The following is a 19,393-nucleotide window of genomic DNA, read 5'->3' as shown; positions in this document are numbered from 1 at the left end:
CGGGCTCAGGCCGGGGTGACCAGGAGGTCGACGAGGGCCTCGATCAGGACGCTCGCGCGGTCGTCGTCGGCCCCGGCGAGCAGCGCGGTGCGCTGGCCGGTCTCGAACGCGCCGAGCAGCAGGTCGACCGCCGTGCGCGGGTCGACGGCGAAGCGCAGGCCGATGCTGCCCACCAGGCGCTCCAGCACGCCGACGAGCTCGTCGCGCAGGCGCACCTGCTGTTCCGCGTAGCGGGCGGCGATCTGCGGGTCGCGCAGGGCGAGCAGCTCGAACTCGAGCGCCATGACGCTCCACGACTGGGCGGCGGCGGGGTCGGGCAGCACGGAGGCGATGATCCCCCGCACGGCCTCCCGGATGCCGTCCCGGGTGCCCACCTCCGCGGGCTGCACGTCGCTCGTCGCCACCTCGAGGGCGGTGAGCTGGGCGCGGATCTGCCGCTCGGTGAGGGCGAGGAAGAGCTCTTCCTTGCTCGCGAAGTTGGAGTAGAAGGCGCCGCGCGTGAACCCGGCGGCCTCGCAGACGGCCTCGATGGAGGCGGCCTGGACGCCGTGCCGGGCGAACACGTCGAAGGCGGCGTCGAGGAGCCGGCCGCGCGTGCGCTCGCGGCGGGGCGAGATCACCGCACCGACCGTGCGCCCGGGGTGCCCCCCGCTCTCGTCGGCCACCGTCTCCTCCTCAGGGTCTTGCGTCGTGACGTCTTCCGTCGTGGCGCGGCGCTGGGCGCCGCCGCGCGCCTACGATACATTGCTGTATCGGATACAGTGCCGTATCGATTCCCCTGCATCGTCGTCCCGGGAGCCCACCTGTGTCCTCCGTGCTCTACTCGCTCGGTCGCTGGGCCGTCCGCGCCCGCCGCCTCGTCCTCGTCGGCTGGCTGCTGGTGCTCGCGCTCGTGGGCGGTGCCGGCGGGCTCCTGTACCAGGGCTTCGACAACTCGGTGACCATCCCCGGCACGGAGTCGCAGGACGCCCTCGACCGGCTCTCCGCCACGTTCCCCCAGGTCAGCGGCTCGTCCGCGCAGATCATCGTGGTCGCCCCCGACGGCACGACGGTCCAGGACGACGCCGTGCGCGGCCCGGTCACCGAGACCGTCGAGGAGCTCGGCGACCTCGACCAGGTCGCCGGCGTCACCTCGCCGTACGACGACGTCGCCCCCGCCGAGATCAGCGACGACGACGGGGCCACGCTGCTGACGATCCAGCTCGACGGCGACCAGTCCGTCATCACGGAGGACACCAAGGACGCGCTGCACACCGCGAGCGACGACCTGGCCGCCGCGCTGCCCGACGGCTCGCAGACGAGCCTCGGCGGCGAGCTGTTCAGCGTCGAGTTCCCGCACCTGAGCATCATCGAGGCGATCGGCGTGGTGGTGGCCCTCGTCGTCCTGATCATCACGCTGGGCTCGTTCGTGGCGGCCGGGCTGCCGCTGATCAACGCGCTGATGGGCGTGGGCGTCTCGATGCTGCTGCTGCTCGGCGCGACCGTGTTCGGCCCGATCAACTCGACGACGCCGATGCTCGGGCTCATGCTCGGCCTCGCGGTGGGCATCGACTACGCGCTGTTCATCGTCTCGCGGCACCGCGAACAGCTGGGCGACGGGCTCGCCGTCGACGAGTCGATCGCGCGGTCCGTGGCGACGGCCGGCTCGGCCGTCATCTTCGCCGGCCTCACGGTGATGATCGCGCTGGTCGGCCTCGGGGTCGCCGGCATCCCGTTCCTCACCGTCATGGGCGTCGCGGCGGCCGCCGCGGTCGGCATCGCGGTGCTCGTGTCGCTCACGCTGCTGCCCGCCCTGCTGTCGTTCGCCGGCGAGCGGCTGCGGCCGCGCGCCCCGCGGGCGCGCCAGGGTCGCGGCCGTCGCCAGGCCGCGCCGGAGGGTCGCCGGGAGAACCGCTTCTTCGCCGGCTGGGTGCGCGGCGCGACCCGGTACCCGGTGGTGACCATCGTCGTCATCGTCGGCGCGATCGCCGCGCTCACCTGGCCCGCCACGAACCTCCGCCTCGCCCTGCCGGACGCCGGCTCCCTCACCGAGGACAACTCCGCCCGGGTCACGTACGACCTGGTCGCCGAGGAGTTCGGCGACGGCTTCAACGGTCCGCTGATCGTCACCGGGTCCATCGTCACCAGCAACGACCCCGTGCAGCTGATGGACGACCTCGGCGAGGAGATCTCCCAGCTCCCGGGCGTCGCCGACGTCCCGCTGTCGACGCCGAACCCGAGCGCCGACACCGGCATCGTCCAGGTGGTGCCGGAAGGAGGGCCGACGTCCGAGGAGACGAAGGCTCTGGTGAACGAGATCCGCGACCAGCACGACCACTACCTCGAGAAGTACGGCGTCGACCTGTCCGTCACCGGGTTCACCGCCGTCGGCATCGACGTGTCCGACAAGCTGGGCGCGGCGCTGCTGCCGTTCGGCCTGGTGGTCGTGGGCCTGTCCCTGGTGCTGCTCACCATGGTGTTCCGCTCGATCTGGGTGCCGGTCAAGGCCTCGCTCGGCTACCTGCTGTCGGTCGGCGCGGCCTTCGGCACGGTGACGCTCGTCTTCGAGAACGGCGTCTTCGCCGACGCGCTCAACGTCACCACCCTGGGCCCGGTGATCAGCTTCATGCCGATCATCCTCATGGGCGTGCTGTTCGGGCTGGCGATGGACTACGAGGTCTTCCTCGTCTCGCGCATCCGGGAGGACTACGTGCACGGCGGCGACGCCCGGCACGCGGTGCGCACCGGGTTCCTCGGCTCGGCGAAGGTCGTCACGGCCGCGGCCGTGATCATGTTCGCGGTCTTCGTCGCCTTCGTGCCCGAGGGCGACATGACGCTCAAGCCCATCGCACTGGGCCTCGCCGTCGGCGTGCTGGTCGACGCGTTCGTGGTGCGGATGACGCTGGTGCCCGCCGTGCTCGCCCTGCTGGGCGACCGGGCGTGGCACATGCCGCGCTGGCTCGACCGCGCGCTGCCCACGTTCGACGTCGAGGGCGAGGGCCTCGCCAAGGAGCTGCGGCTCGCGTCGTGGCCGGAGCCCGGGGCGCAGGACGCGGTGGCCGCGCGCGACCTGGAGGTCGCCGGCCCCGACGGCCCCGGCCGCGGGACGCCCGTCGTCGGGCCGGTGAGCGTCCGCGTGCCCGCCGGCGGCGCGCTGTGCGTCCACGGGGACGCGGCCGCGCCGGTGAGCGCGCTGCTGCTCGCCCTCGCGGGCCGGATGGCGCCCGACGCGGGCGCGGTCAAGGTCACGGGCCTGGTGCTGCCCGAGCGGGCGATGTCGGTGCGGGGGCGGGTCGCGGTCGTCGACGCCCGGGCCGAGGGCGGTCGCCCCGCCGCCGCCGTCGACGCCGCCGTGCGGGACGGCGCCCGGATGGTGGTCGTGGACCGCACCGAGTCCGTCGCCGACCGGCTGGCCCGCGAGGCGCTCGCGGGCGCCCTGGCCCGGGCGCAGGCCGGCGGGACCGCGGTGCTGCTCGGCGCCAGCGGGGTCGCCGCGACCGACCTGCTGCCCGGCGCGCCGGCGGCGGTGCTCGACGTCGGCGGTGGTTGGGGCGCGCCCACGACGCTGACCGGCGCCGACGTCCCGCCACCGGTCGAGCCCGACCCGGCACCGGCCGCGGGAGACCCGGCCGGGGACGGCGACGACACCATCGACGACGACACCCACGTGCAGGAGGTGCGGGCATGACCGCCCCGACGATCCCGGCCGCCGGCCGACAGGCGCGGAACCCGTGGCGCATCGCCGCCGTCGCGCTGCTCCCGATCATGGTGCTCGGGCTGCTGCTCGCCGCGCTGTGGAACCCGCAGGACCGGCTCGACCAGGTGCCGGCCGCCATCGTGAACCTCGACGAGCCGGTCGAGGTCGACGGGCAGACCGTGCCCCTCGGCCGGCAGCTCGCCTCCGGCCTCGTGAGCGGCGGGGCGACGGCGGAGGGCGAGAAGGCCGCGCAGCCCGCGGCCGACGCCACCAACTTCGCGTGGGAGATCACCGACGCCGACAGCGCGCGGGCCGGGCTCGCCGACGGCACGTACTCGGCCGTCGTGACCATCCCGGAGGGCTTCTCGGCGGCTGCCACGTCGTTCGGGGGCGAGCAGGTCGCGTCCGCGCGGCAGGCGACCATCGACGTCAGCACCCCGCCCGGCGGCCGGGTGGCGGACGACGCCCTCGCCCGCGTCGTCGCCGCGACCGCGACGTCCGTCATGTCGAGCACGCTCACCGAGACCTACGTCGACAACGTGCTCGTCGGCTTCGACGACCTCGCCGACGGCATCGGCGACGCGCAGGACGGGGCGACGCAGCTCGCCGACGGCGCGGGCGACGCCGCGGACGGCGCCGACCAGCTCGCCGACGGGGTCGACCAGACGCACACCGGCGCGGACCAGCTGGCCTCCGGCGCCGGCGAGCTGGCCTCGGGCGCGTCCGAGCTCGCGGGCGGGGCCGACGACCTCGCGGGCGGCGTCGCGCAGAGCGCCGCCGGGGCGGACGGCATCGCCGGCGGCGTCGAGGAGCTGGCCACCGGGACCCGCGGGCTCGCCGGCGGCGCGCGGGAGCTGGCGGACGGGCTCGGGGAGCTCGAGAAGCAGACGTCCGCGCTGCCGCAGCAGTCCCAGCAGCTCGCGGACGGGTCCGCCCAGGTCGCGGGCGGCGTCGAGGAGCTCGTGGGGACGCTGACCGGTGTGACCGGCGGCGCGAACGAAGCCCTCACCGGCCTCGGCAAGCAGCTCGGCTGCAGCGGCGAGCCAGCCGACATGCTCCCGCCCGAGCTGGTCGACGTCCTCACCGACGAGCAGCTCGCACAGCTCGCCCAGACGCTCGCCGGGCAGTCGGCGGAGATCTGCCAGCAGATCGAGGCCGGCCAGAAGGAGCTCGAGTCGCAGGCGACCGACCTCGAGAAGCTCAGCGCGGGTGCGCAGGACGTCGCCGACGGCAACGCGGCGCTCGCCGCCGGGATGGGTGAGCTGGCGGGCGGCGTCGGTCAGCTGTCGGCAGGGGCCGACGGGCTGGCGGGCGGCGTCGAGGAGACCGCGGACGGCGCGGGCGACCTCGCGACCGGCGCCCGCGGCCTGGCCGACGGGCTCGGCGCGCTGAGCGGCGGGGCGAGCACCCTCGCGAGCGGGGTGGGCGACCTGTCGACCGGCACGCAGGGCCTGGCGACCGGTACCGAAGAGCTGGCGGGCGGCATCGGCCGGCTGTCCAGCGGGGCGGGAGACCTGTCCTCCGGGGTCGGCCAGCTGGCGTCCGGTGCGGGCGACCTGTCCACCGGCCTCGGCGAGGCGAAGGACCAGATCCCGACCTACTCCGACGACGAGCGCAAGACGCTGTCCTCGGTCGTCGCCGAGCCGGTCGCGGCGCCCTCGTCGGACGGGCTGAGCACCGGCGCCTCCGGCCCGCTGTTCGCGGTCGTGGCGCTGTGGCTGGGCGCCCTCGCGCTGCTGACGGTGTTCCCGCCCGTGCTGGTGGGCGCCCTGGGCTCGACGCGCGACTCGGTGCGGCTCACGCTGACGGCGTTCACGCCGCCGGCGCTGGTCGCGGTGGGCACGGGCGCGGTGGTCGGCGGGATCCTCGCCGCCGTCGAGCACCTGAGCGTCGGCGGCTGGGTCGGCGCGGTCCTGCTCGGGGCCGTGGCCTCGGTCGTGTTCGTCGCCGTCCACCAGGGCTTCGTCGGCCTGCTGGGCAACCTCGGGCGCGGGATCAGCCTGCTCATCGCCGTGCTGATCATCGCGACGGGCGTCGTCGCGACGGTCCCCGCCGTGCTGCAGGGGCTGGTCGACGTGCTGCCCGTGGGCGCGGCGCGCGAGGCGCTGACGGCCGTCGTCGTGCCGGACGCCGGCGGGTTGGGCGGCGCGACCGCCGCGCTCGTCGTCTGGGGGCTCGGCGGGCTGGCGCTCGCCACCCTCGTCACGGCGCGCGGCCGGCAGCTGGGGGTGCGGCGGCTGCTGCGGGCCTGACCCGCCTGACCTGCCTGACCCGCCTGACCCGCCTGACCTGCCTGACCCGCCTGACCTGCCCGACCCGCCTGACCTGCCCGACCCGACCGGCCCGCCTCAGCCGGCGAGGCCGCGGCAGGTCGCGGCGACGGCGCGCCACCGGTCGACCAGCTGGCCGTCGGCGCGCCGTCGCGAGGCGGGCCCGAGGTGGGCCAGGCGGCGGTGCTCCCGCAGCGCGGTGAAGTCGTGGTCGAGCGCCCACAGCAGGGCGTCGAACACCTCGTCGGGGGACGGCGGCAGCGCTGCACGCGCGGAGGTCGGACGGCTCACACGGGGAGAGATGTCCGACTCGCCGGTTTGTGACGCGATCTGTGTCACACCCGTGGGCCAGACTCGCCGCATGGAGCTGACCCAGGCGCGCGAGACCAAGAAACAGCTGTCGGACTTCGCCCGTGACCTGGCCGAACGCCACGGCGTCCCGCTCGCGCCGTACTCCCTGGGAGAGGACGTCAGCGCGGCCGACGTGGTGCGTGCGCCCACCCTGTCGCTCGGCCTCGCGCCGCAGTCCGGCGGCGGGTACGGCATCGCGGTGCGCTACCGCCTCGGGGTGCCCACGGCGCGCGCGTTCGTCCGGCGCGTGACCGCCGAGGTCGGCCCGCAGGTCGACGTGCGGCGCACCGGGCGGATCCGCACGCTCGAGGGCAAGGCGCGCCCGCGCCCGCCGGTCGCCACCGCCCTGGCGGCGGGCGAGACCGACCGGGTGCGGCCGCTGCGTCCCGGGGCGTCGATCGCCCACGTGGACGTCACCGCGGGCACGCTCGGCGCGTTCGTCGCGCGGGCGGACGAACCCGACGCGCGGTACGTGCTGTCGAACTTCCACGTGCTGGCCGGGTCGCCGTCCGCGCGGGAGGGCGACGTCGTGCTGCAGCCCGGGCCGGCCGACGGCGGTCGTGACCCGGCGGACCGGGTGGGCACGCTGTCGCAGGTGGCGCCGCTCGCGCCGGGGGAGCCCGCGACGGTGGACGCCGCGCTGGCGCTGCTCGACGACGGCGTCGGCACGGACCCCGCCTACCCGGTGGGCCGGGTCACGACCACCGCCGAGGCGGTCGGCCGCGAGAGCGTCGCCAAGATCGGCCGCACCACGGCGCTGACCGCCGGGACGGTGACGGCGATCGAGCTCGACGACGTGGTCGTCGGCTACGGCGACGAGCTGGGCGTGCTGTCCTTCGACGGCCAGATCGAGGTGGAGAGCACGGGCGAGGGCCCGTTCTCCCGCGGCGGTGACTCCGGGTCGCTGGTGTACCGCGAGGACGGCGTCGCGCTGGGGCTGCTGTTCGCCGGGTCGGAGACCGGCGGCACCAACGGGACCGGGCTGACCTACTGCAACCCGATCGACGCCGTCCTGGCCGCGCTGGGCGTCGCCCTCGCCTGAGCACCTCGCGCCGCTCGGGGGCGACGGTCGGGCGTCAGGACCAGCTGAGCAGGGGCTGACCGTGCTCGATCGTGGTGCCGACCTGCGCGAGCGTCTCCACGGCGTCGGGCGTCGCCTCCAGCGCCACGACCGGGCAGACGGCGGACCGGCCGCCGCCGCGGACCGCGGCCGGGTCCCACGACACGAGCACCGCGCCGCGCTCGACGACGTCGCCCTCGGAGGCGTGGGTCGTGAACCCCTCGCCGCCGAGCTTCACCGTGTCGATGCCCAGGTGCACCAGCACCGCCCGGCCGTCGTCCGCCTGCACCACGAACGCGTGCGGGTGGAGCTTGACGATCGTGCCGGTGATCGGCGCCACGGCCTCGGTACCCCGCACGCCGTCGGGCTCGACGGCGAGGCCGGGGCCGACGAGGCCGGCGGAGAAGACGGGGTCGTCGACGTCGGACACGTCGACGACGGTGCCCGCGACGGGGGACAGGACGGTGAGGCCCGCCATCAGCGCAGGTCCTCGATGTCCGAGGCGATGTTGTCGGCCTCGGGCCCGACGATGACCTGGATCGCCGCGCCCGACCGCACGACGGCGATCGCACCGGCCGCGGTCAGGGCCTTGTCGTCGACCTGGTCCGGGTTCTCGACCTCGACGCGCAGGCGCGTGATGCACGGCTCGAGGTCGACGATGTTGTCGTCGCCGCCGAGGGCGTCGAGGATCTGCTGTGCCTTGCTCATGTTGCTCCCAGATTGTGCTCAGAACGGGTCTTGCGGGGTGTCGGTGGTGCGGTCCGGGCCGGCGGGGCTCACGTGCGGCTCACATGAGCTCGGCGAGGTCCGAGGCGATCGTGTCCACGCGCGGGCCGACCACGACCTGCACGACCCGCCCGTTGATCATCACGCCGAACACGCCTGCCCGCCGCAGCAGGGCGGCGTCGACGAGGGACGGGTCCTTGACGAGGGACCGCAGGCGGGTGGTGCAGGGGTCGATCTCGTCGATGTTCTCCACACCGCCGAGGCCGGCGAGGATCGACGCGGCGACCTGTTCGTCGGACGTGCCGGACGGGGTCATCGTGGGCTCCCTTCGGGGATGCGCCCGGGTCGGCCGGCGGAGGCCCCCGAGCGGTCGGTGCGCGGCACGAGCGTGGGCCGGGCCTCGCGGAGGGGGACGAACACGCTGTAGCGGTCGCCCCGGTAGCAGGCGCGCGAGAGCATCAGCGGCGCGTCGCCGCCGAACGTGCGTCGGGTGGTGCGCATGACCGCCTGCGAGGTGCGCATCTCCAGCGCGGCCAGCTCGTCGGGCGTCGCGTCGGCCGCGGTGATGGTCTCCTCGCCCCAGGTCGGGTCGAGGCCGCGGGCGCGCAGCGCCGCGTAGAGGCTCTCGGGGACGCCGCGGTCGAGCAGGTCGGGGGCGAGGTCCACGGGGATCCATGCCTCCTCGAGGCTCATCGGGTTCCCGTCGGCGGTGCGCAGGCGCAGGACGCGGTGCATGGGGGTGCCGGCCGGCCGGTCGAGGGCCTCGGCCACGGGCGCGGGGGCCGGGGCGGTGCCGGCCTCCAGCACGTCGGCGCCGGGCACGAGGCCGCGGCGGCGGGCCTCCTCGCCGAACGTCGTCAGGCGCATCTCGAAGTCGGCGCGGGGCGGGGCGACGAACGTGCCCCGACCCTGCGCGCGCTCGAGCACGCCCTCCGTGACCAGTGCGTCGACCGCCTGCCGGACCGTCATGCGCGAGACGCCGAACCGCTCGGTGAGGCTGCGCTCGGAGGGGACGGCGTCGCCCACGGAGAGCCGGGTCGCGACGAGGTCGGCGAGGTACGCGCGCACCGCGAGGTACTTGTGCTCACCGCTGTGGGCGCGTGCCGTGACCATCGTCGTGTCCTGTCCTGCCTCGTGACCTGCGCCGTGACGTGCCTGTGAGCTGCCCTGCGAGCTGCCCCGTGACCTGCGTCGTGCCGGCGCCGTCGTCCGTCGCTGCCCCGTGCACGATCGCCGGGGTTGACACATCATGAGGTCTAGACCACTCTTCCTGCAAGTGGTCCAGACAACTGCCGCGCGGCAGGGTCGACCACAGGCAACGGCGCCCGACGCCGTCGCGACACTGCCGCCGGACGACGACCGCCCGGACCGCGCTCGCACCAGCTGCCCGTCCCGGGCCGCCCCACGGAGGAGAACCATGACCACGGTCGCACAGACCAAGGAGAAGAGAGGCTTCCCGGGCCTCGCACAGCTGCAGCGCATGGGGCGCTCGCTGATGCTGCCCATCGCCTCCCTGCCCGCCGCCGCGCTGCTGCTGCGGCTGGGCCAGCCGGACATGCTCGGCGCCGACGGCGTCGCGGGGACGCTCCCGTGGATGCAGCCCGTGGCCGACGTGCTCGGCGCGGCCGGCAGCGCGCTGATCGACAACCTGCCGGTCCTCTTCGCCCTCGGCGTCGCGGTCGGGTACGCGCGCAAGTCGGACGGCACCACCGGCCTCGCGGCGCTCATCGGCTACCTCGTCTTCACCGGCGTGACGGACGCCCTGTCCCCGGCGATCGGTCTCGGGGTCGACGAGGCCGGCGAGCAGGTCCTCATCAACTACGGCGTGCTGGGCGGCATCGTCATCGGCCTCACGGCCGCGCTCCTGTACCAGAAGTACTACCGGATCAAGCTGCCGACGTACCTGGCGTTCTTCGGCGGCCGCCGCTTCGTGCCGATCGTCACCGCCGGCGTCTCCGTCGTCATCGGCGTGGTCGCGTCGCTCGTCTACCCGGCCTTCGACTGGCTCATCAACGACCAGATCGGCAGCTTCGTCACGGGCTCGACCGTCATCGGCGGCTTCATCTTCGGCACGGTGAACCGCCTGCTCCTGCCGTTCGGCCTGCACCACCTGCTCAACTCGCTGCCCTGGTTCCAGTTCGGCTCGTACACGGGAGCGGACGGCACGACGGCGCACGGCGACATCGCGCGCTTCCTCGCGGGCGACCCCACCGCGGGCACGTTCATGACCGGCTTCTTCCCGATCATGATGTTCGCGCTGCCCGCCGCCGCGCTCGCCATGATCCACACGGCGAAGCCGCAGAACCGCAAGGTCATCGGCGGCGTGCTCGGCTCGGCCGCGCTCGTCGCGTTCGTCACCGGCGTCACCGAGCCGCTCGAGTACGCGTTCGTCTACGTCGCCTACCCGCTGTACGCGATCCACGCGGTGCTCACGGGGTCGTCGATGGCCCTGGTCAACGCGATCGGCATCCGCGACGGCTTCGGCTTCTCCGCCGGCGCGATCGACTACCTGCTCAACTTCCGCATCGCCGAGATGCCGCTGCTGCTCATCCTCATCGGCCTCGGCTACGCGGTCATCTACTACTTCCTGTTCCGGTTCGTCATCACGCGGTGGAACCTCAAGACGCCGGGACGTGAGGACGACCCGGAGGAGACCGCCGCCGTCGTCGGCGACCAGGCCACCGAGCAGCGGGCCGACGAGGAGAAGGCCGCGAAGGCGGCCGCGGCGAAGGGTGCGGCGGAGCGCCCGGGCGACGGCGGAGGAGACTCCGCCCCGGGCAGGGACGCGGTCTGATGAGCACCACCCTCACCGGTGCCCCGGTGAGCCCGGGGCGGGCGGCCGGCGTCGTCGTGACGATGCCGGCCCCCGTCCCGGAGCCGCCGCTGGCGACCGTCGCCGAGACCGACGTGGACGCCGCCGTCGAGCGGGTGCGCGCCGCGACGGCTGCTGTGCAGGAGTCGCTCCTGGCGCTCGCCGCCGGGGCGACCGGGACGGCGGCCGACGTCCTGTCCGTCACCGCGGCCATGGCCGCGGACCCGACGCTGGCGTCCGACGCCGAGCGCCGGGTCCGCGCCGGGTCCCGCACCGCCGAACGGGCGGTGTGGGAGGCCGCCGACGCGCTCGCCGCCCAGCTCGAGACCCTGGGCCCGCCACTGAGCGAGCGCGCCCGCGACGTGCGGGACGTGCGCGACCGCGTCGTCGCCGAGCTCACCGGCGTGCGCCCGCCCGGCGTGCCCGCCCCCGGGCACCCGTTCGTGCTGGTCGCGGACGACCTGGCGCCCGCCGACACGGCGACCCTCGACCCGGCGGTCGTCGTCGGCATCGTCACCAGCGGCGGCGGGCCCACGTCGCACACCGCGATCCTCGCGCGCACGCTCGGCATCCCCGCCGTCGTCGCCGTGCAGGGCGCCGCCGACATCGTGGAGGGCGAGACCGTCGTCCTCGACGGCGGGGCGGGCACGGTGCTGCGCGACCCGTCCGACGACGAGGTCCGGGCCGCCCGGGACGCCGTGCGCGTCGAGCGCGTCTTCGACGGCCACGGCCGGACGTCCGACGGGCACCGGGTGGAGCTGCTGGCCAACGTCGCCGACCCCGAGGCCGCGCAGGCCGCCGTGGCCGCGAACGCCGAGGGCGTGGGCCTGTTCCGCACCGAGTTCTGCTTCCTCGGCCGGGACACGGAGCCGTCGGTGGCCGAGCAGGTCGCGGCCTACCGCGGCGTGCTGGCCGCGTTCGGCGGCAAGAAGGTCGTGGTGCGGACCCTCGACGCCGGGGCGGACAAGCCGCTGCCGTTCGTCACGGCCGACGACGAGCCCAACCCGGCGCTCGGCGTCCGCGGGCTGCGCACCGCCGTCCGCCACCCGGAGGTGCTCGACCGGCAGCTCCAGGCGATCGCGGAGGCCGCGGCCGCCGAGTCCGCGGACGTGTCGGTCATGGCGCCGATGGTCGCGACGGTGCCCGAGACCGTGGCCTTCGTCGACGCGTGCGAGCGCCTCGGCCTGAGCCGGGCCGGCGTGATGGTCGAGGTGCCGGCCGCGGCCCTGCGCTCGCGGTCGATCTTCGCGCGCGCCACGTTCGGCAGCATCGGCACCAACGACCTCACCCAGTACGCGATGGCGGCCGACCGCATGCTCGGCGACCTCGCCCCGCTGTCCACGTCGTGGCAGCCGGCCGTGCTCGAGCTGGTGCGTGCCACGTGCGACGGGGCGGCCGCGCACGGGCGGCCGGTGGGGGTGTGCGGCGAGGCCGCGGCCGACGCCGTCCTCGCCCCGGTGCTCGTGGGTCTCGGGGTCCGGTCGCTGTCCATGACCCCGCGGGCGCTCGCCGACGTCGCGGCGGTGCTCGCGCGGGTGTCGTTCGTCCGCTGCCGGGAGCTGGCGCACCTCGCCCTCGAGCAGCCCACCGCCGACGCGGCACGCACCGCCGTGCGCGGCGCGCTCGCCGAGGTCCTGGAGGAGCTCTCCCTCTGACGGGGCGTGGGGACGACTTCGACTGCCGATCGGTCTCGATCGGCAGCCGAAGTCGTCGCCACGGGTGTCAGGCGGCCGGAGTCAGGCCACGGCCTCCTGGGAGAGGAACTCGACGAGGGCGTCGAGCGCGGCCGTGGCGTCGTCGCCGTCGGCCTCCGTGCGCAGCACGACCTCGTCGCCGACGGAGGCACCGAGCGTCATGATCCCGAGGATGCTCGCGGCGTCGACCGGGTCGCCGCCGGTCTTGGCGATCTGCACCGGGACCGGCTGGGCGCCCGCCTTCTGGGCGAAGAGCGCGGCGGGGCGCGCGTGCAGGCCCTCGGTGATGGCGACGACGACGGTGCGTTCCACGGTTCCTCCGTACGACAAGTGGTCTGGACCAGTTCATCGTAGAGACGGAGCGCGGCGTTGGGAAGTGCGGTCAGCGCTCCCGGGCGCGGGCGCGGTCGATCGTCGCCTGCACGGCGTCGAGCAGTCGCTCCAGCGGCCCGGTGAACTCGTCCGTCTCGGGGGCGTCGAAGCCGCCGGCGTTCCAGATCCGCGTCATCGTCGGGTAGCGCTCGGGGTCGAAGTAGTCCACCCAGAAGCTGCTCAGCGACGTCCAGTACTCGTCGTTGCTCTGGCCGGAGCTGGCCTTGTCCGTGGCCTCCGCGACCGTCGCGCGGGCGAGGCCGCGGACGAACGCGTCGATCAGCCCGACGATCTCCACCACCTGGGCCTCGGGCAGCCCGGTGTCCACGAGCGTGCGCAGGCCGGCCTCCTGGGCGTCGAGGGTCGACGGGGTCGGCGGCAGCCGCCACATGCTGGTCTGCAGGATCCACGGGTGGCGCTGGTACAGCTCGAGGTGCTCGCGCGCGTACCGCGTGAGGCCCTCGCGCCACGGCGCGCCGGCCGCTGGGAGGTCGAGCTCGGCGAACGCGCGGTCGACCATGAGGTCGACCAGCTCGGTCCGCCCCGGCACGTACGTGTACAGCGACATCGCCCCGACGCCGAGCTCGGCGGCGACCTTGCGCATCGACAGCCCCTCGAGCCCCTCGGCCCGGGCGACGGCGATCCCCGCCGCCACGACCTGGTCCAGCGTGAGCCGGGCCTTGCGGCCCCGTCCGGACGGCTGGGGCGGCGTCGTCCACAGCAGCGCGAGGCGTCGGGTGGCCTCGGGCGGGCGCGGGACGTCATCGGTGGAGCCGACGGCGGGGTCGGTGGCGGGGTCGGTGGTGGACATGGCTCGTCATCCTCCCATCCCTCGGCGACGCCGTTCCCGTACAGCGTATGCTAATCTGGACGATCCATTCCAGTACTGCGTACGAGAGGTGTGTCGATGATCCGAGCACGCGGCCTGACCAAGACGTTCAGCCGCCGGAAGGAAACCGTCGAAGCCGTCAAGGGGATCGACGTCGACGTGACGGAGGGCGAGCTCGTCGCCTTCCTCGGGCCCAACGGGGCCGGCAAGTCCACCACCCTGCGGATGCTGACCTCGCTCCTGGAGCCGACGTCGGGCGAGGCGACGGTCGCCGGGTACGACGTGACGACCCACCCCGCGCAGGTGCGCGCCCGGCTCGGCTTCATCGGGCAGGGCAACGGCGGCGGCTTCAGCTACAAGGTGATCGACGAGCTGCACAACCAGGGGCGCTTCTACGGCCTGGCGCCGGCCGTCTACTCCGAGCGCGCGGCGGACCTCATGGGCGCGCTCGAGCTCACCGGGCTCGAGAAGCGGTCCGTGCAGTCGCTGTCCGGCGGCCAGCGGCGGCGGCTCGACGTCGCGCTCGGCCTTATGAACCACCCGCCGCTGCTCTTCCTCGACGAGCCGACGACAGGCCTCGACCCGCACTCGCGGGCCAACCTGTGGGAGCACATCACGGCGATGCGGGAGCGGTACGGGATGACCGTCGTGCTCACCACGCACTACCTGGACGAGGCTGACAGCATGGCCGAGCGCGTGGTCGTCATCGACCACGGCGAGATCATCGCCGACGCCGCGCCCGACGTCCTCAAGCGCCGGCACGCGGACGACGTCCTCAACCTGGCGGTCGCGACGGACGACGGCGCGGCGGTGCGCGCCGCGCTGCCGGACGGCCTCGGCGAGGTGGAGCTCACCGCGCTCGACCCGCCGGGCTCCGACGGCCTGCGGGTGCGCGTGGCGACCGCGCGCGGCGCCGACGCCCTGCCCGGCGCCATCGAGGCGCTGCGCCTGGCCGGCGTCGCCACGACCTCGGCGAGCGTGCGCCAGGCCAGCCTCGACGACGTGTTCCTCAACCTCACCGGCCGCAGCCTGCGCGAGGAGGCAGCAGCATGACCGAGCAGACCCGCACCGCACCGCCCGCGACCGCCCACGAGGCGCCGCGGATCGTCACCCGCACGGGCCTCGGCAAGTTCTTCGCCGACACGGGCGCCGTCTTCACGCGCGAGATCCTGCTCGTGCTGCGCGACCCGTTCACGCTGATCTTCTCGCTGCTGCAGCCGCTGATCTTCCTCGGGCTGTTCGGCCCGCTGCTCACCGGCACCTTCGGGGGCGGGTTCGGCGGGGGGTCGGGGAGCGTGAGCACCGCGGACACCCTGCAGTGGTTCGTCCCGGGCGTCATCGTGATGATCTCGCTCTTCGGCACCTCGATGTCGGGGTCCAACCTGCTGTACGAGATCATGACGGGCTCGTACGAGCGGGTGCTCGCCACGCCGCTCGACCGGTCGGCGATCCTCGTCGGGCGGGCGCTCAAGGAGTTCGCGCCGCTCCTGGTCCAGGGCCTCATCATCGCGCTCGTCTGCATCCCGTTCGGGTTCACGTTCCACGTGCTGCCCGCGCTGCTGGGGCTGGCGCTGCTCGGGGTGTTCGGCATCGGGGTGGGTGCGCTGTCGCACTCGCTGGCGCAGGCGTCCAAGAACCGCGAGTGGCTCTTCTGGGGCGTGCAGCAGTCGCTGCTGTTCCCGCTGCTCATCCTGTCCGGGATGATGCTGCCGCTCGAGGCCGGGCCGTCCTGGATGCAGGCGGCGGCGAAGTTCAACCCGCTCACGTACATGGTCGACGCCGAGCGGGCGCTGTTCGCCGGCACGGTCGCCGATCCCGCCGTGCTGTGGGGCGCGATCGCCGCGTGCGTGACGTGCGTCGTCGGGGTCGCCGTGGGCATCCGCTCCACGCGCCGCGCCGTCTGACGCCGACCGAGGTGCCCGTGCCGGGACCGACCTTCAGCGGGTCGGTCCCGGCACGGGTACCTCGGTCGTGCGGCGGGGTCAGCGTCCCGTGTCGTTCATCTCCTCCGGGTGCGAGCCGATGCGCTCGCCGCGGTCCAGGCCGGTGATGTCGGCCATGTCGGCGTCGGACAGCGTGAAGTCGAAGAGGCCGAAGTTCTCGGCGATGCGAGCCGGCGTCACCGACTTGGGGAAGACGACGTCCCCGCGCTCGACGTGCCAGCGCAGCACCACCTGGGCGGGCGTCCGGTCGTGGTCCGCGGCGATGCGGGCGATCGTCGGGTCCTCCAGGACGCGCCCGCGCCCGAGCGGCGACCACGCCTCCGTGACGATGTCGTGCTCGGCGTCCACCGCACGCACCTCCTCGTTGCCGAGCCACGGGTGGACCTCGACCTGGTTCACCGCCGGCACCACCGTGGTCTCGGCGAGCAGGCGGCGCAGGTGACGCGGCTCGAAGTTGGAGACGCCGATCGCGCGGGCGCGCCCGGAGCGGTAGATCTCCTCCAGCGCGCCCCACGCCTCGACGTACCGGTCGACGGCCGGCAGCGGCCAGTGGATGAGGAAGAGGTCCACGTGGTCGAGCTGCAGCTCGTCGAGCGACCGGTCGAAGGCCGCGAGGGCGTCGTCGTGCGCGTGGAAGGCGTTGTTCAGCTTGGTGGTGACGAAGAGCTCGTCGCGGGGCAGGCCCGCCGCGGCGATCGCGTCGCCGACGCCGCGCTCGTTGCGGTACATCTGCGCGGTGTCGAGGTGCCGGTAGCCCGTCTCGAGGGCGACCGTCACCAGGTCGCGCGTCTGCTCCGGCGGGATCTTGAAGGTGCCGAAGCCGAGCTGCGGGATCGACGTGCCGTTGTTCAGGGCGAGGGTCGGGACCGAAGCGGTGCTCATCGACCCATCCTGCGCAGAGACGGCCGGGCGATGCGAGCCGCGGCGCCGGTTCGCCGGTCCGGGTGTGACGGCCGCCGCGGCGAGGGCTGGACAGGGGGAGCACAATGGAAGGGCAGCCGGAGGTGGATCCATGGTCACGAGGGACGAGGCACGCGCCGCCAAACCGACCCTGCGCCGGGCGCTCGAGAGCGTCGAGGGGGTGTGCGGCGTCGGGCTCGCGCAACGGGGCGACGCCGCGGACTGGGTGCTGCAGGTGAACGTCATGACGCCGCGCGCCCGCAAGGACGTGCCGCCCGTGGTGGACGGCGTCCCCGTGCGCGTGCAGGTCGTCGGGGCGGTCACCGCCCTCTGAGCAGCTCCCTTCGAGCGGCTCCCTGAGCTGTTCCTGAGCCGCTATGCCGTGCGGGGCGGGGCCGTCGACGCCCGCACCACGAGCTCGGTCGCGAGCTCCACCCGCGGGCTCGCCACGTCCTCGCCGTCGGTGATGCGGCGCAGCGTGCGCACGGCGAGCCGCCCCATCTGGTCGAGCGGCTGGCGCACCGTCGTCAGCGGCGGCGACGACCACTGCGCCTCCTGGAGGTCGTCGAACCCGACCACGCTCACGTCGTCGGGCACGCGCCGCCCCGTCTGGCGCAGCGCCTCGTAGACGCCGAGCGCCATCTGGTCGCTCGCGGCGAAGACCGCGGTGGGCGCGGCGCCGTCGGCCAGCCATCGGCTGGTGACCTCGAAGCCCGACCGGTAGTCGAACGCCCCGGTGGCGACGAGGTCGCGGTCCAGGTCCACGCCGGCCGCGTCGAGGGCGGCGCGGTACCCGTCCAGGCGGGCGCGCGAGCACCACAGGTCCGGCCGGCCGGCGACGTGCGCGATGCGCGTGTGCCCCAGGTCGAGCAGGTGCTGGGTGGCGGCCCGGCCGCCGGCCCAGTCCGTGGCGCCGACGGTCGGCAGACCGAGGTCGGCGCCGCCCGCGGGGTCCACGACGACCACGGGGATGCGCAGCTCCTGCAGCTCTGCCCGCAGCGCGGCGTCGAGCCCGGTCGTGACCAGCACGGCGCCGCCGGACTCGCGGCCCCGCACGTTGTCGAGCCACCGCCGCCGCTCGGCCGCGCGCCCGTGCACGGCCGAGACCACGGTGCCCGCGCCGAGCCCGTGCGCCTCGTCCTCCACGCCGCGCAGGACCTCGAGCGCCCACGGGCTGTCGATGTCGTCGAAGACGAGGTCGATCAGCGTCCAGGGGCGCGGGGCGGGCGCGCCCCGGCGCCGGTAGCCGTGCTCCGCGAGGAGGTGCTCCACCCGCTCGCGCGTGTCGGCGGCGACGTCGCCGCGCTGGTTGAGGACGCGGGAGACCGTCGGCGCGGACACGCCCGCGCGGGCCGCGATCTCCGCGATCGTGATGCGCGCTGCCACGGCCACCTCCGCCTTCGGTCCTGGGGCGGCGCCAGTCTACGGACCTGCGTCCCGCCCGGGGCCACGGCCCTCGTTGACGGGCCGGGGCGGGCGTCAATACGCTGCACCACATTCCGGAAAGTTCCGGACGTCCGTCACGTCGAAGGAGACCTGATGAGAAGAGCCCTGGCCGTGCTGGCCTCCGCCGCCCTGATCGCCACCGCCGGAGCCGCGAGCGCCGCGGCCGCCCCGCCGTCCGACCACCGGCCGCCGGGCCTGGCGAAGAAGGACACGCTCGCCTGGGCCGCGGGCGACGTGCTCAAGATCGGCTCGGCCGTCGCCGGGGGCGGGCACCACCTGAGCCAGGACTACCCCGACCCGTTCACCGGCGACGCCGCCTACCGCGACCTGCTCGGCCGCGAGTTCACCTCGCTGTCGGCCGAGAACCAGATGAAGTGGGACGCCATCCACCCCGCGCCTGACACCTACGACTTCGCCGCCCCCGACGCGATCGCCGCCTTCGCCCGCGCGAACGGGCAGGACGTGCGCGGCCACACCCTGCTGTGGCACAACCAGAACCCCTCGTGGCTCACCGAGGGCGACCACACGCCCGACGAGCTGCGCGCGATCCTGCGCGACCACATCCAGACCGTCGTCGGCCGGTACGCCGGCACCATCCAGCAGTGGGACGTCGCGAACGAGGTCTTCGACGACAGCGGCAACCTGCGCACGCAGGACAACATCTGGATCCGCGAGCTCGGCCCCGGCATCATCGCCGACGCGTTCCGCTGGGCGCACGAGGCCGACCCCGACGCGCTGCTGTTCTTCAACGACTACAACGTCGAGGGCGTCAACGCGAAGAGCGACGCCTACTACGCGCTGGTCCAGGACCTGCTCGCCGACGGCGTGCCGGTGCACGGCTTCGCCGCGCAGGGCCACCTGAGCATCCGCTACGGCTTCCCGGGCGACCTGGCGCAGAACCTGCAGCGCTTCGCCGACCTGGGCCTCGCCACCGCGCTCACCGAGGTGGACGTGCGCATGGACCTGCCCGACGGCGCGACGCCCACGGAGGCCCAGCTCACCCAGCAGGCCGACTACTACCAGCGGATGCTCGAGGGCTGCCTCGCCGTCGACGGCTGCGACTCGTTCACCGTGTGGGGCCTGCCCGACACCTACTCGTGGGTGCCGCACACCTTCCCCGGCGAGGGTGCCGCCACCGTCCTGTGGGAGGACCTGACCCGCAAGCCCGCGTACCTCGCCCTGCAGGACACGCTGGCCGAGGCCAGCGGGCGTGCCGGGCACCCCGCGCTGCGGGGCTGACGCCCCCCCCGCCCACGTACGGCCGCCCGCCGTCGCCGCCCGACGGCGGGCGGGCGGTCGTCCGGGGGGAGAATG

19 protein-coding genes are annotated in these 19,393 nt (G+C 74.5%); 9 read left to right on the top strand and 10 right to left on the bottom strand.

Features of this window, described 5'->3' with window-relative positions:
- Positions 1-5: 5 nt before the first annotated feature.
- The gene (locus IEW03_RS02055) at positions 6-665 is read right to left on the bottom strand and encodes a TetR/AcrR family transcriptional regulator (protein WP_188521969.1); all 660 of its coding nucleotides are present in this window, start codon (positions 663-665) and stop codon (positions 6-8) included.
- A 140-nt stretch (positions 666-805) separates the two neighbouring features.
- On the opposite strand from IEW03_RS02055, the gene IEW03_RS02050 reads away from it, so the two are divergent.
- The gene (locus IEW03_RS02050) at positions 806-3,667 is read left to right on the top strand and encodes an efflux RND transporter permease subunit (protein ID WP_188521968.1); all 2,862 of its coding nucleotides are present in this window, start codon (positions 806-808) and stop codon (positions 3,665-3,667) included.
- Complete coding sequence (locus IEW03_RS02045) at positions 3,664-5,928, top strand: YhgE/Pip domain-containing protein (protein WP_188521967.1); 2,265 nt, start codon at positions 3,664-3,666, stop codon at positions 5,926-5,928. Before IEW03_RS02050 ends, IEW03_RS02045 begins: the two co-directional genes overlap by 4 nt.
- A gap of 96 nt (positions 5,929-6,024) precedes the next feature.
- On the opposite strand, the gene IEW03_RS02040 is transcribed toward IEW03_RS02045, so the two are convergent.
- The gene (locus IEW03_RS02040) at positions 6,025-6,237 is read right to left on the bottom strand and encodes a hypothetical protein (RefSeq protein ID WP_188521966.1); all 213 of its coding nucleotides are present in this window, start codon (positions 6,235-6,237) and stop codon (positions 6,025-6,027) included.
- 70 nt (positions 6,238-6,307) lie between these two features.
- On the opposite strand from IEW03_RS02040, the gene IEW03_RS02035 reads away from it, so the two are divergent.
- Positions 6,308-7,339, top strand: coding sequence for a chymotrypsin family serine protease (locus IEW03_RS02035; protein WP_188521965.1), 1,032 nt, complete (start codon positions 6,308-6,310; stop codon positions 7,337-7,339).
- A gap of 34 nt (positions 7,340-7,373) precedes the next feature.
- Here the strand turns inward: IEW03_RS02035 and IEW03_RS02030 are convergent, their stop codons facing one another.
- From IEW03_RS02030 to IEW03_RS02015, 4 genes are all read right to left on the bottom strand, one after another.
- Entirely contained in the window at positions 7,374-7,835 is a 462-nt protein-coding gene (locus IEW03_RS02030) for a PTS sugar transporter subunit IIA (protein WP_188521964.1), read from the bottom strand.
- Positions 7,835-8,065 carry a PTS sugar transporter subunit IIB gene (locus IEW03_RS02025; protein ID WP_188521963.1) on the bottom strand — a complete coding sequence of 77 codons (231 nt, stop codon included), beginning with the start codon at positions 8,063-8,065 and terminating at the stop codon, positions 7,835-7,837. The genes IEW03_RS02030 and IEW03_RS02025 overlap by 1 nt, the downstream gene beginning before the upstream one ends.
- Positions 8,066-8,144: 79 nt before the next feature.
- Positions 8,145-8,399 (bottom strand): PTS sugar transporter subunit IIB, encoded by a 255-nt coding sequence (locus IEW03_RS02020; protein ID WP_188521962.1) that lies wholly within the window; start codon positions 8,397-8,399, stop codon positions 8,145-8,147.
- Entirely contained in the window at positions 8,396-9,196 is an 801-nt protein-coding gene (locus IEW03_RS02015) for a GntR family transcriptional regulator (protein ID WP_188521961.1), read from the bottom strand. The genes IEW03_RS02020 and IEW03_RS02015 overlap by 4 nt, the downstream gene beginning before the upstream one ends.
- 304 nt (positions 9,197-9,500) lie before the next feature.
- Between IEW03_RS02015 and IEW03_RS02010 the strand changes: the two genes are divergently transcribed.
- Complete coding sequence (locus IEW03_RS02010) at positions 9,501-10,877, top strand: PTS transporter subunit EIIC (protein ID WP_188521960.1); 1,377 nt, start codon at positions 9,501-9,503, stop codon at positions 10,875-10,877.
- Positions 10,877-12,550, top strand: a complete 1,674-nt coding sequence (ptsP, locus tag IEW03_RS02005; protein WP_188521959.1) for a phosphoenolpyruvate--protein phosphotransferase — start codon at positions 10,877-10,879, stop codon at positions 12,548-12,550. The genes IEW03_RS02010 and ptsP overlap by 1 nt, the downstream gene beginning before the upstream one ends.
- Before the next feature lie 81 nt (positions 12,551-12,631).
- Here the strand turns inward: ptsP and IEW03_RS02000 are convergent, their stop codons facing one another.
- Both IEW03_RS02000 and IEW03_RS01995 read right to left on the bottom strand, forming a co-directional pair.
- Positions 12,632-12,901, bottom strand: coding sequence for an HPr family phosphocarrier protein (locus IEW03_RS02000; RefSeq protein WP_188521958.1), 270 nt, complete (start codon positions 12,899-12,901; stop codon positions 12,632-12,634).
- A gap of 70 nt (positions 12,902-12,971) precedes the next feature.
- Entirely contained in the window at positions 12,972-13,772 is an 801-nt protein-coding gene (locus IEW03_RS01995; protein ID WP_188521957.1) for a TetR/AcrR family transcriptional regulator, read from the bottom strand.
- A gap of 96 nt (positions 13,773-13,868) precedes the next feature.
- Between IEW03_RS01995 and IEW03_RS01990 the strand changes: the two genes are divergently transcribed.
- Positions 13,869-14,843, top strand: coding sequence for an ABC transporter ATP-binding protein (locus IEW03_RS01990; protein WP_188521956.1), 975 nt, complete (start codon positions 13,869-13,871; stop codon positions 14,841-14,843).
- A complete protein-coding gene (locus tag IEW03_RS01985; protein WP_188521955.1) occupies positions 14,840-15,694 on the top strand; it encodes an ABC transporter permease in 855 nt (284 codons plus the stop codon). The genes IEW03_RS01990 and IEW03_RS01985 overlap by 4 nt, the downstream gene beginning before the upstream one ends.
- A 78-nt stretch (positions 15,695-15,772) precedes the next feature.
- On the opposite strand, the gene IEW03_RS01980 is transcribed toward IEW03_RS01985, so the two are convergent.
- A complete protein-coding gene (locus IEW03_RS01980) occupies positions 15,773-16,615 on the bottom strand; it encodes an aldo/keto reductase (protein WP_188521954.1) in 843 nt (280 codons plus the stop codon).
- A 130-nt stretch (positions 16,616-16,745) separates the two neighbouring features.
- Here IEW03_RS01980 and IEW03_RS01975 point away from each other — a divergent pair, with 130 nt between their 5' ends.
- Positions 16,746-16,967: a hypothetical protein gene (locus IEW03_RS01975; protein WP_188521953.1), complete on the top strand. Its 222-nt coding sequence runs from the start codon at positions 16,746-16,748 to the stop codon at positions 16,965-16,967.
- A gap of 41 nt (positions 16,968-17,008) precedes the next feature.
- Here IEW03_RS01975 and IEW03_RS01970 read toward each other — a convergent pair whose 3' ends face one another.
- Complete coding sequence (locus tag IEW03_RS01970) at positions 17,009-18,019, bottom strand: LacI family DNA-binding transcriptional regulator (protein WP_229737313.1); 1,011 nt, start codon at positions 18,017-18,019, stop codon at positions 17,009-17,011.
- 153 nt (positions 18,020-18,172) lie between these two features.
- Here IEW03_RS01970 and IEW03_RS01965 point away from each other — a divergent pair, with 153 nt between their 5' ends.
- The gene (locus IEW03_RS01965; RefSeq protein WP_188521951.1) at positions 18,173-19,318 is read left to right on the top strand and encodes an endo-1,4-beta-xylanase; all 1,146 of its coding nucleotides are present in this window, start codon (positions 18,173-18,175) and stop codon (positions 19,316-19,318) included.
- Positions 19,319-19,393 lie beyond the last annotated feature (75 nt).

The sequence above is a fragment of the Isoptericola cucumis genome, assembly GCF_014635665.1.
GTDB lineage: Bacteria > Actinomycetota > Actinomycetes > Actinomycetales > Cellulomonadaceae > Isoptericola > Isoptericola cucumis.
Note: the sequence above shows the minus strand (reverse complement) of the source record. Positions and strands in the feature narration are given on the sequence as shown.

What these genes read in the sequence shown, in the direction of transcription:
- IEW03_RS02045 (WP_188521967.1), top strand. Translation starts at nt 3,664, where the DNA reads ATGACCGCCCCGACGATCCCGGCCGCCGGCCGACAGGCGCGGAACCCG.
- IEW03_RS02035 (WP_188521965.1), top strand. Translation starts at nt 6,308, where the DNA reads ATGGAGCTGACCCAGGCGCGCGAGACCAAGAAACAGCTGTCGGACTTC.
- IEW03_RS02030 (WP_188521964.1), bottom strand. Translation starts at nt 7,835, where the DNA reads ATGGCGGGCCTCACCGTCCTGTCCCCCGTCGCGGGCACCGTCGTCGAC.
- IEW03_RS02025 (WP_188521963.1), bottom strand. Translation starts at nt 8,065, where the DNA reads ATGAGCAAGGCACAGCAGATCCTCGACGCCCTCGGCGGCGACGACAAC.
- IEW03_RS02020 (WP_188521962.1), bottom strand. Translation starts at nt 8,399, where the DNA reads ATGACCCCGTCCGGCACGTCCGACGAACAGGTCGCCGCGTCGATCCTC.
- IEW03_RS02015 (WP_188521961.1), bottom strand. Translation starts at nt 9,196, where the DNA reads ATGGTCACGGCACGCGCCCACAGCGGTGAGCACAAGTACCTCGCGGTG.
- IEW03_RS02010 (WP_188521960.1), top strand. Translation starts at nt 9,501, where the DNA reads ATGACCACGGTCGCACAGACCAAGGAGAAGAGAGGCTTCCCGGGCCTC.
- ptsP (WP_188521959.1), top strand. Translation starts at nt 10,877, where the DNA reads ATGAGCACCACCCTCACCGGTGCCCCGGTGAGCCCGGGGCGGGCGGCC.
- IEW03_RS01995 (WP_188521957.1), bottom strand. Translation starts at nt 13,772, where the DNA reads ATGTCCACCACCGACCCCGCCACCGACCCCGCCGTCGGCTCCACCGAT.
- IEW03_RS01990 (WP_188521956.1), top strand. Translation starts at nt 13,869, where the DNA reads ATGATCCGAGCACGCGGCCTGACCAAGACGTTCAGCCGCCGGAAGGAA.
- IEW03_RS01985 (WP_188521955.1), top strand. Translation starts at nt 14,840, where the DNA reads ATGACCGAGCAGACCCGCACCGCACCGCCCGCGACCGCCCACGAGGCG.
- IEW03_RS01980 (WP_188521954.1), bottom strand. Translation starts at nt 16,615, where the DNA reads ATGAGCACCGCTTCGGTCCCGACCCTCGCCCTGAACAACGGCACGTCG.
- IEW03_RS01975 (WP_188521953.1), top strand. Translation starts at nt 16,746, where the DNA reads ATGGTCACGAGGGACGAGGCACGCGCCGCCAAACCGACCCTGCGCCGG.
- IEW03_RS01965 (WP_188521951.1), top strand. Translation starts at nt 18,173, where the DNA reads ATGAGAAGAGCCCTGGCCGTGCTGGCCTCCGCCGCCCTGATCGCCACC.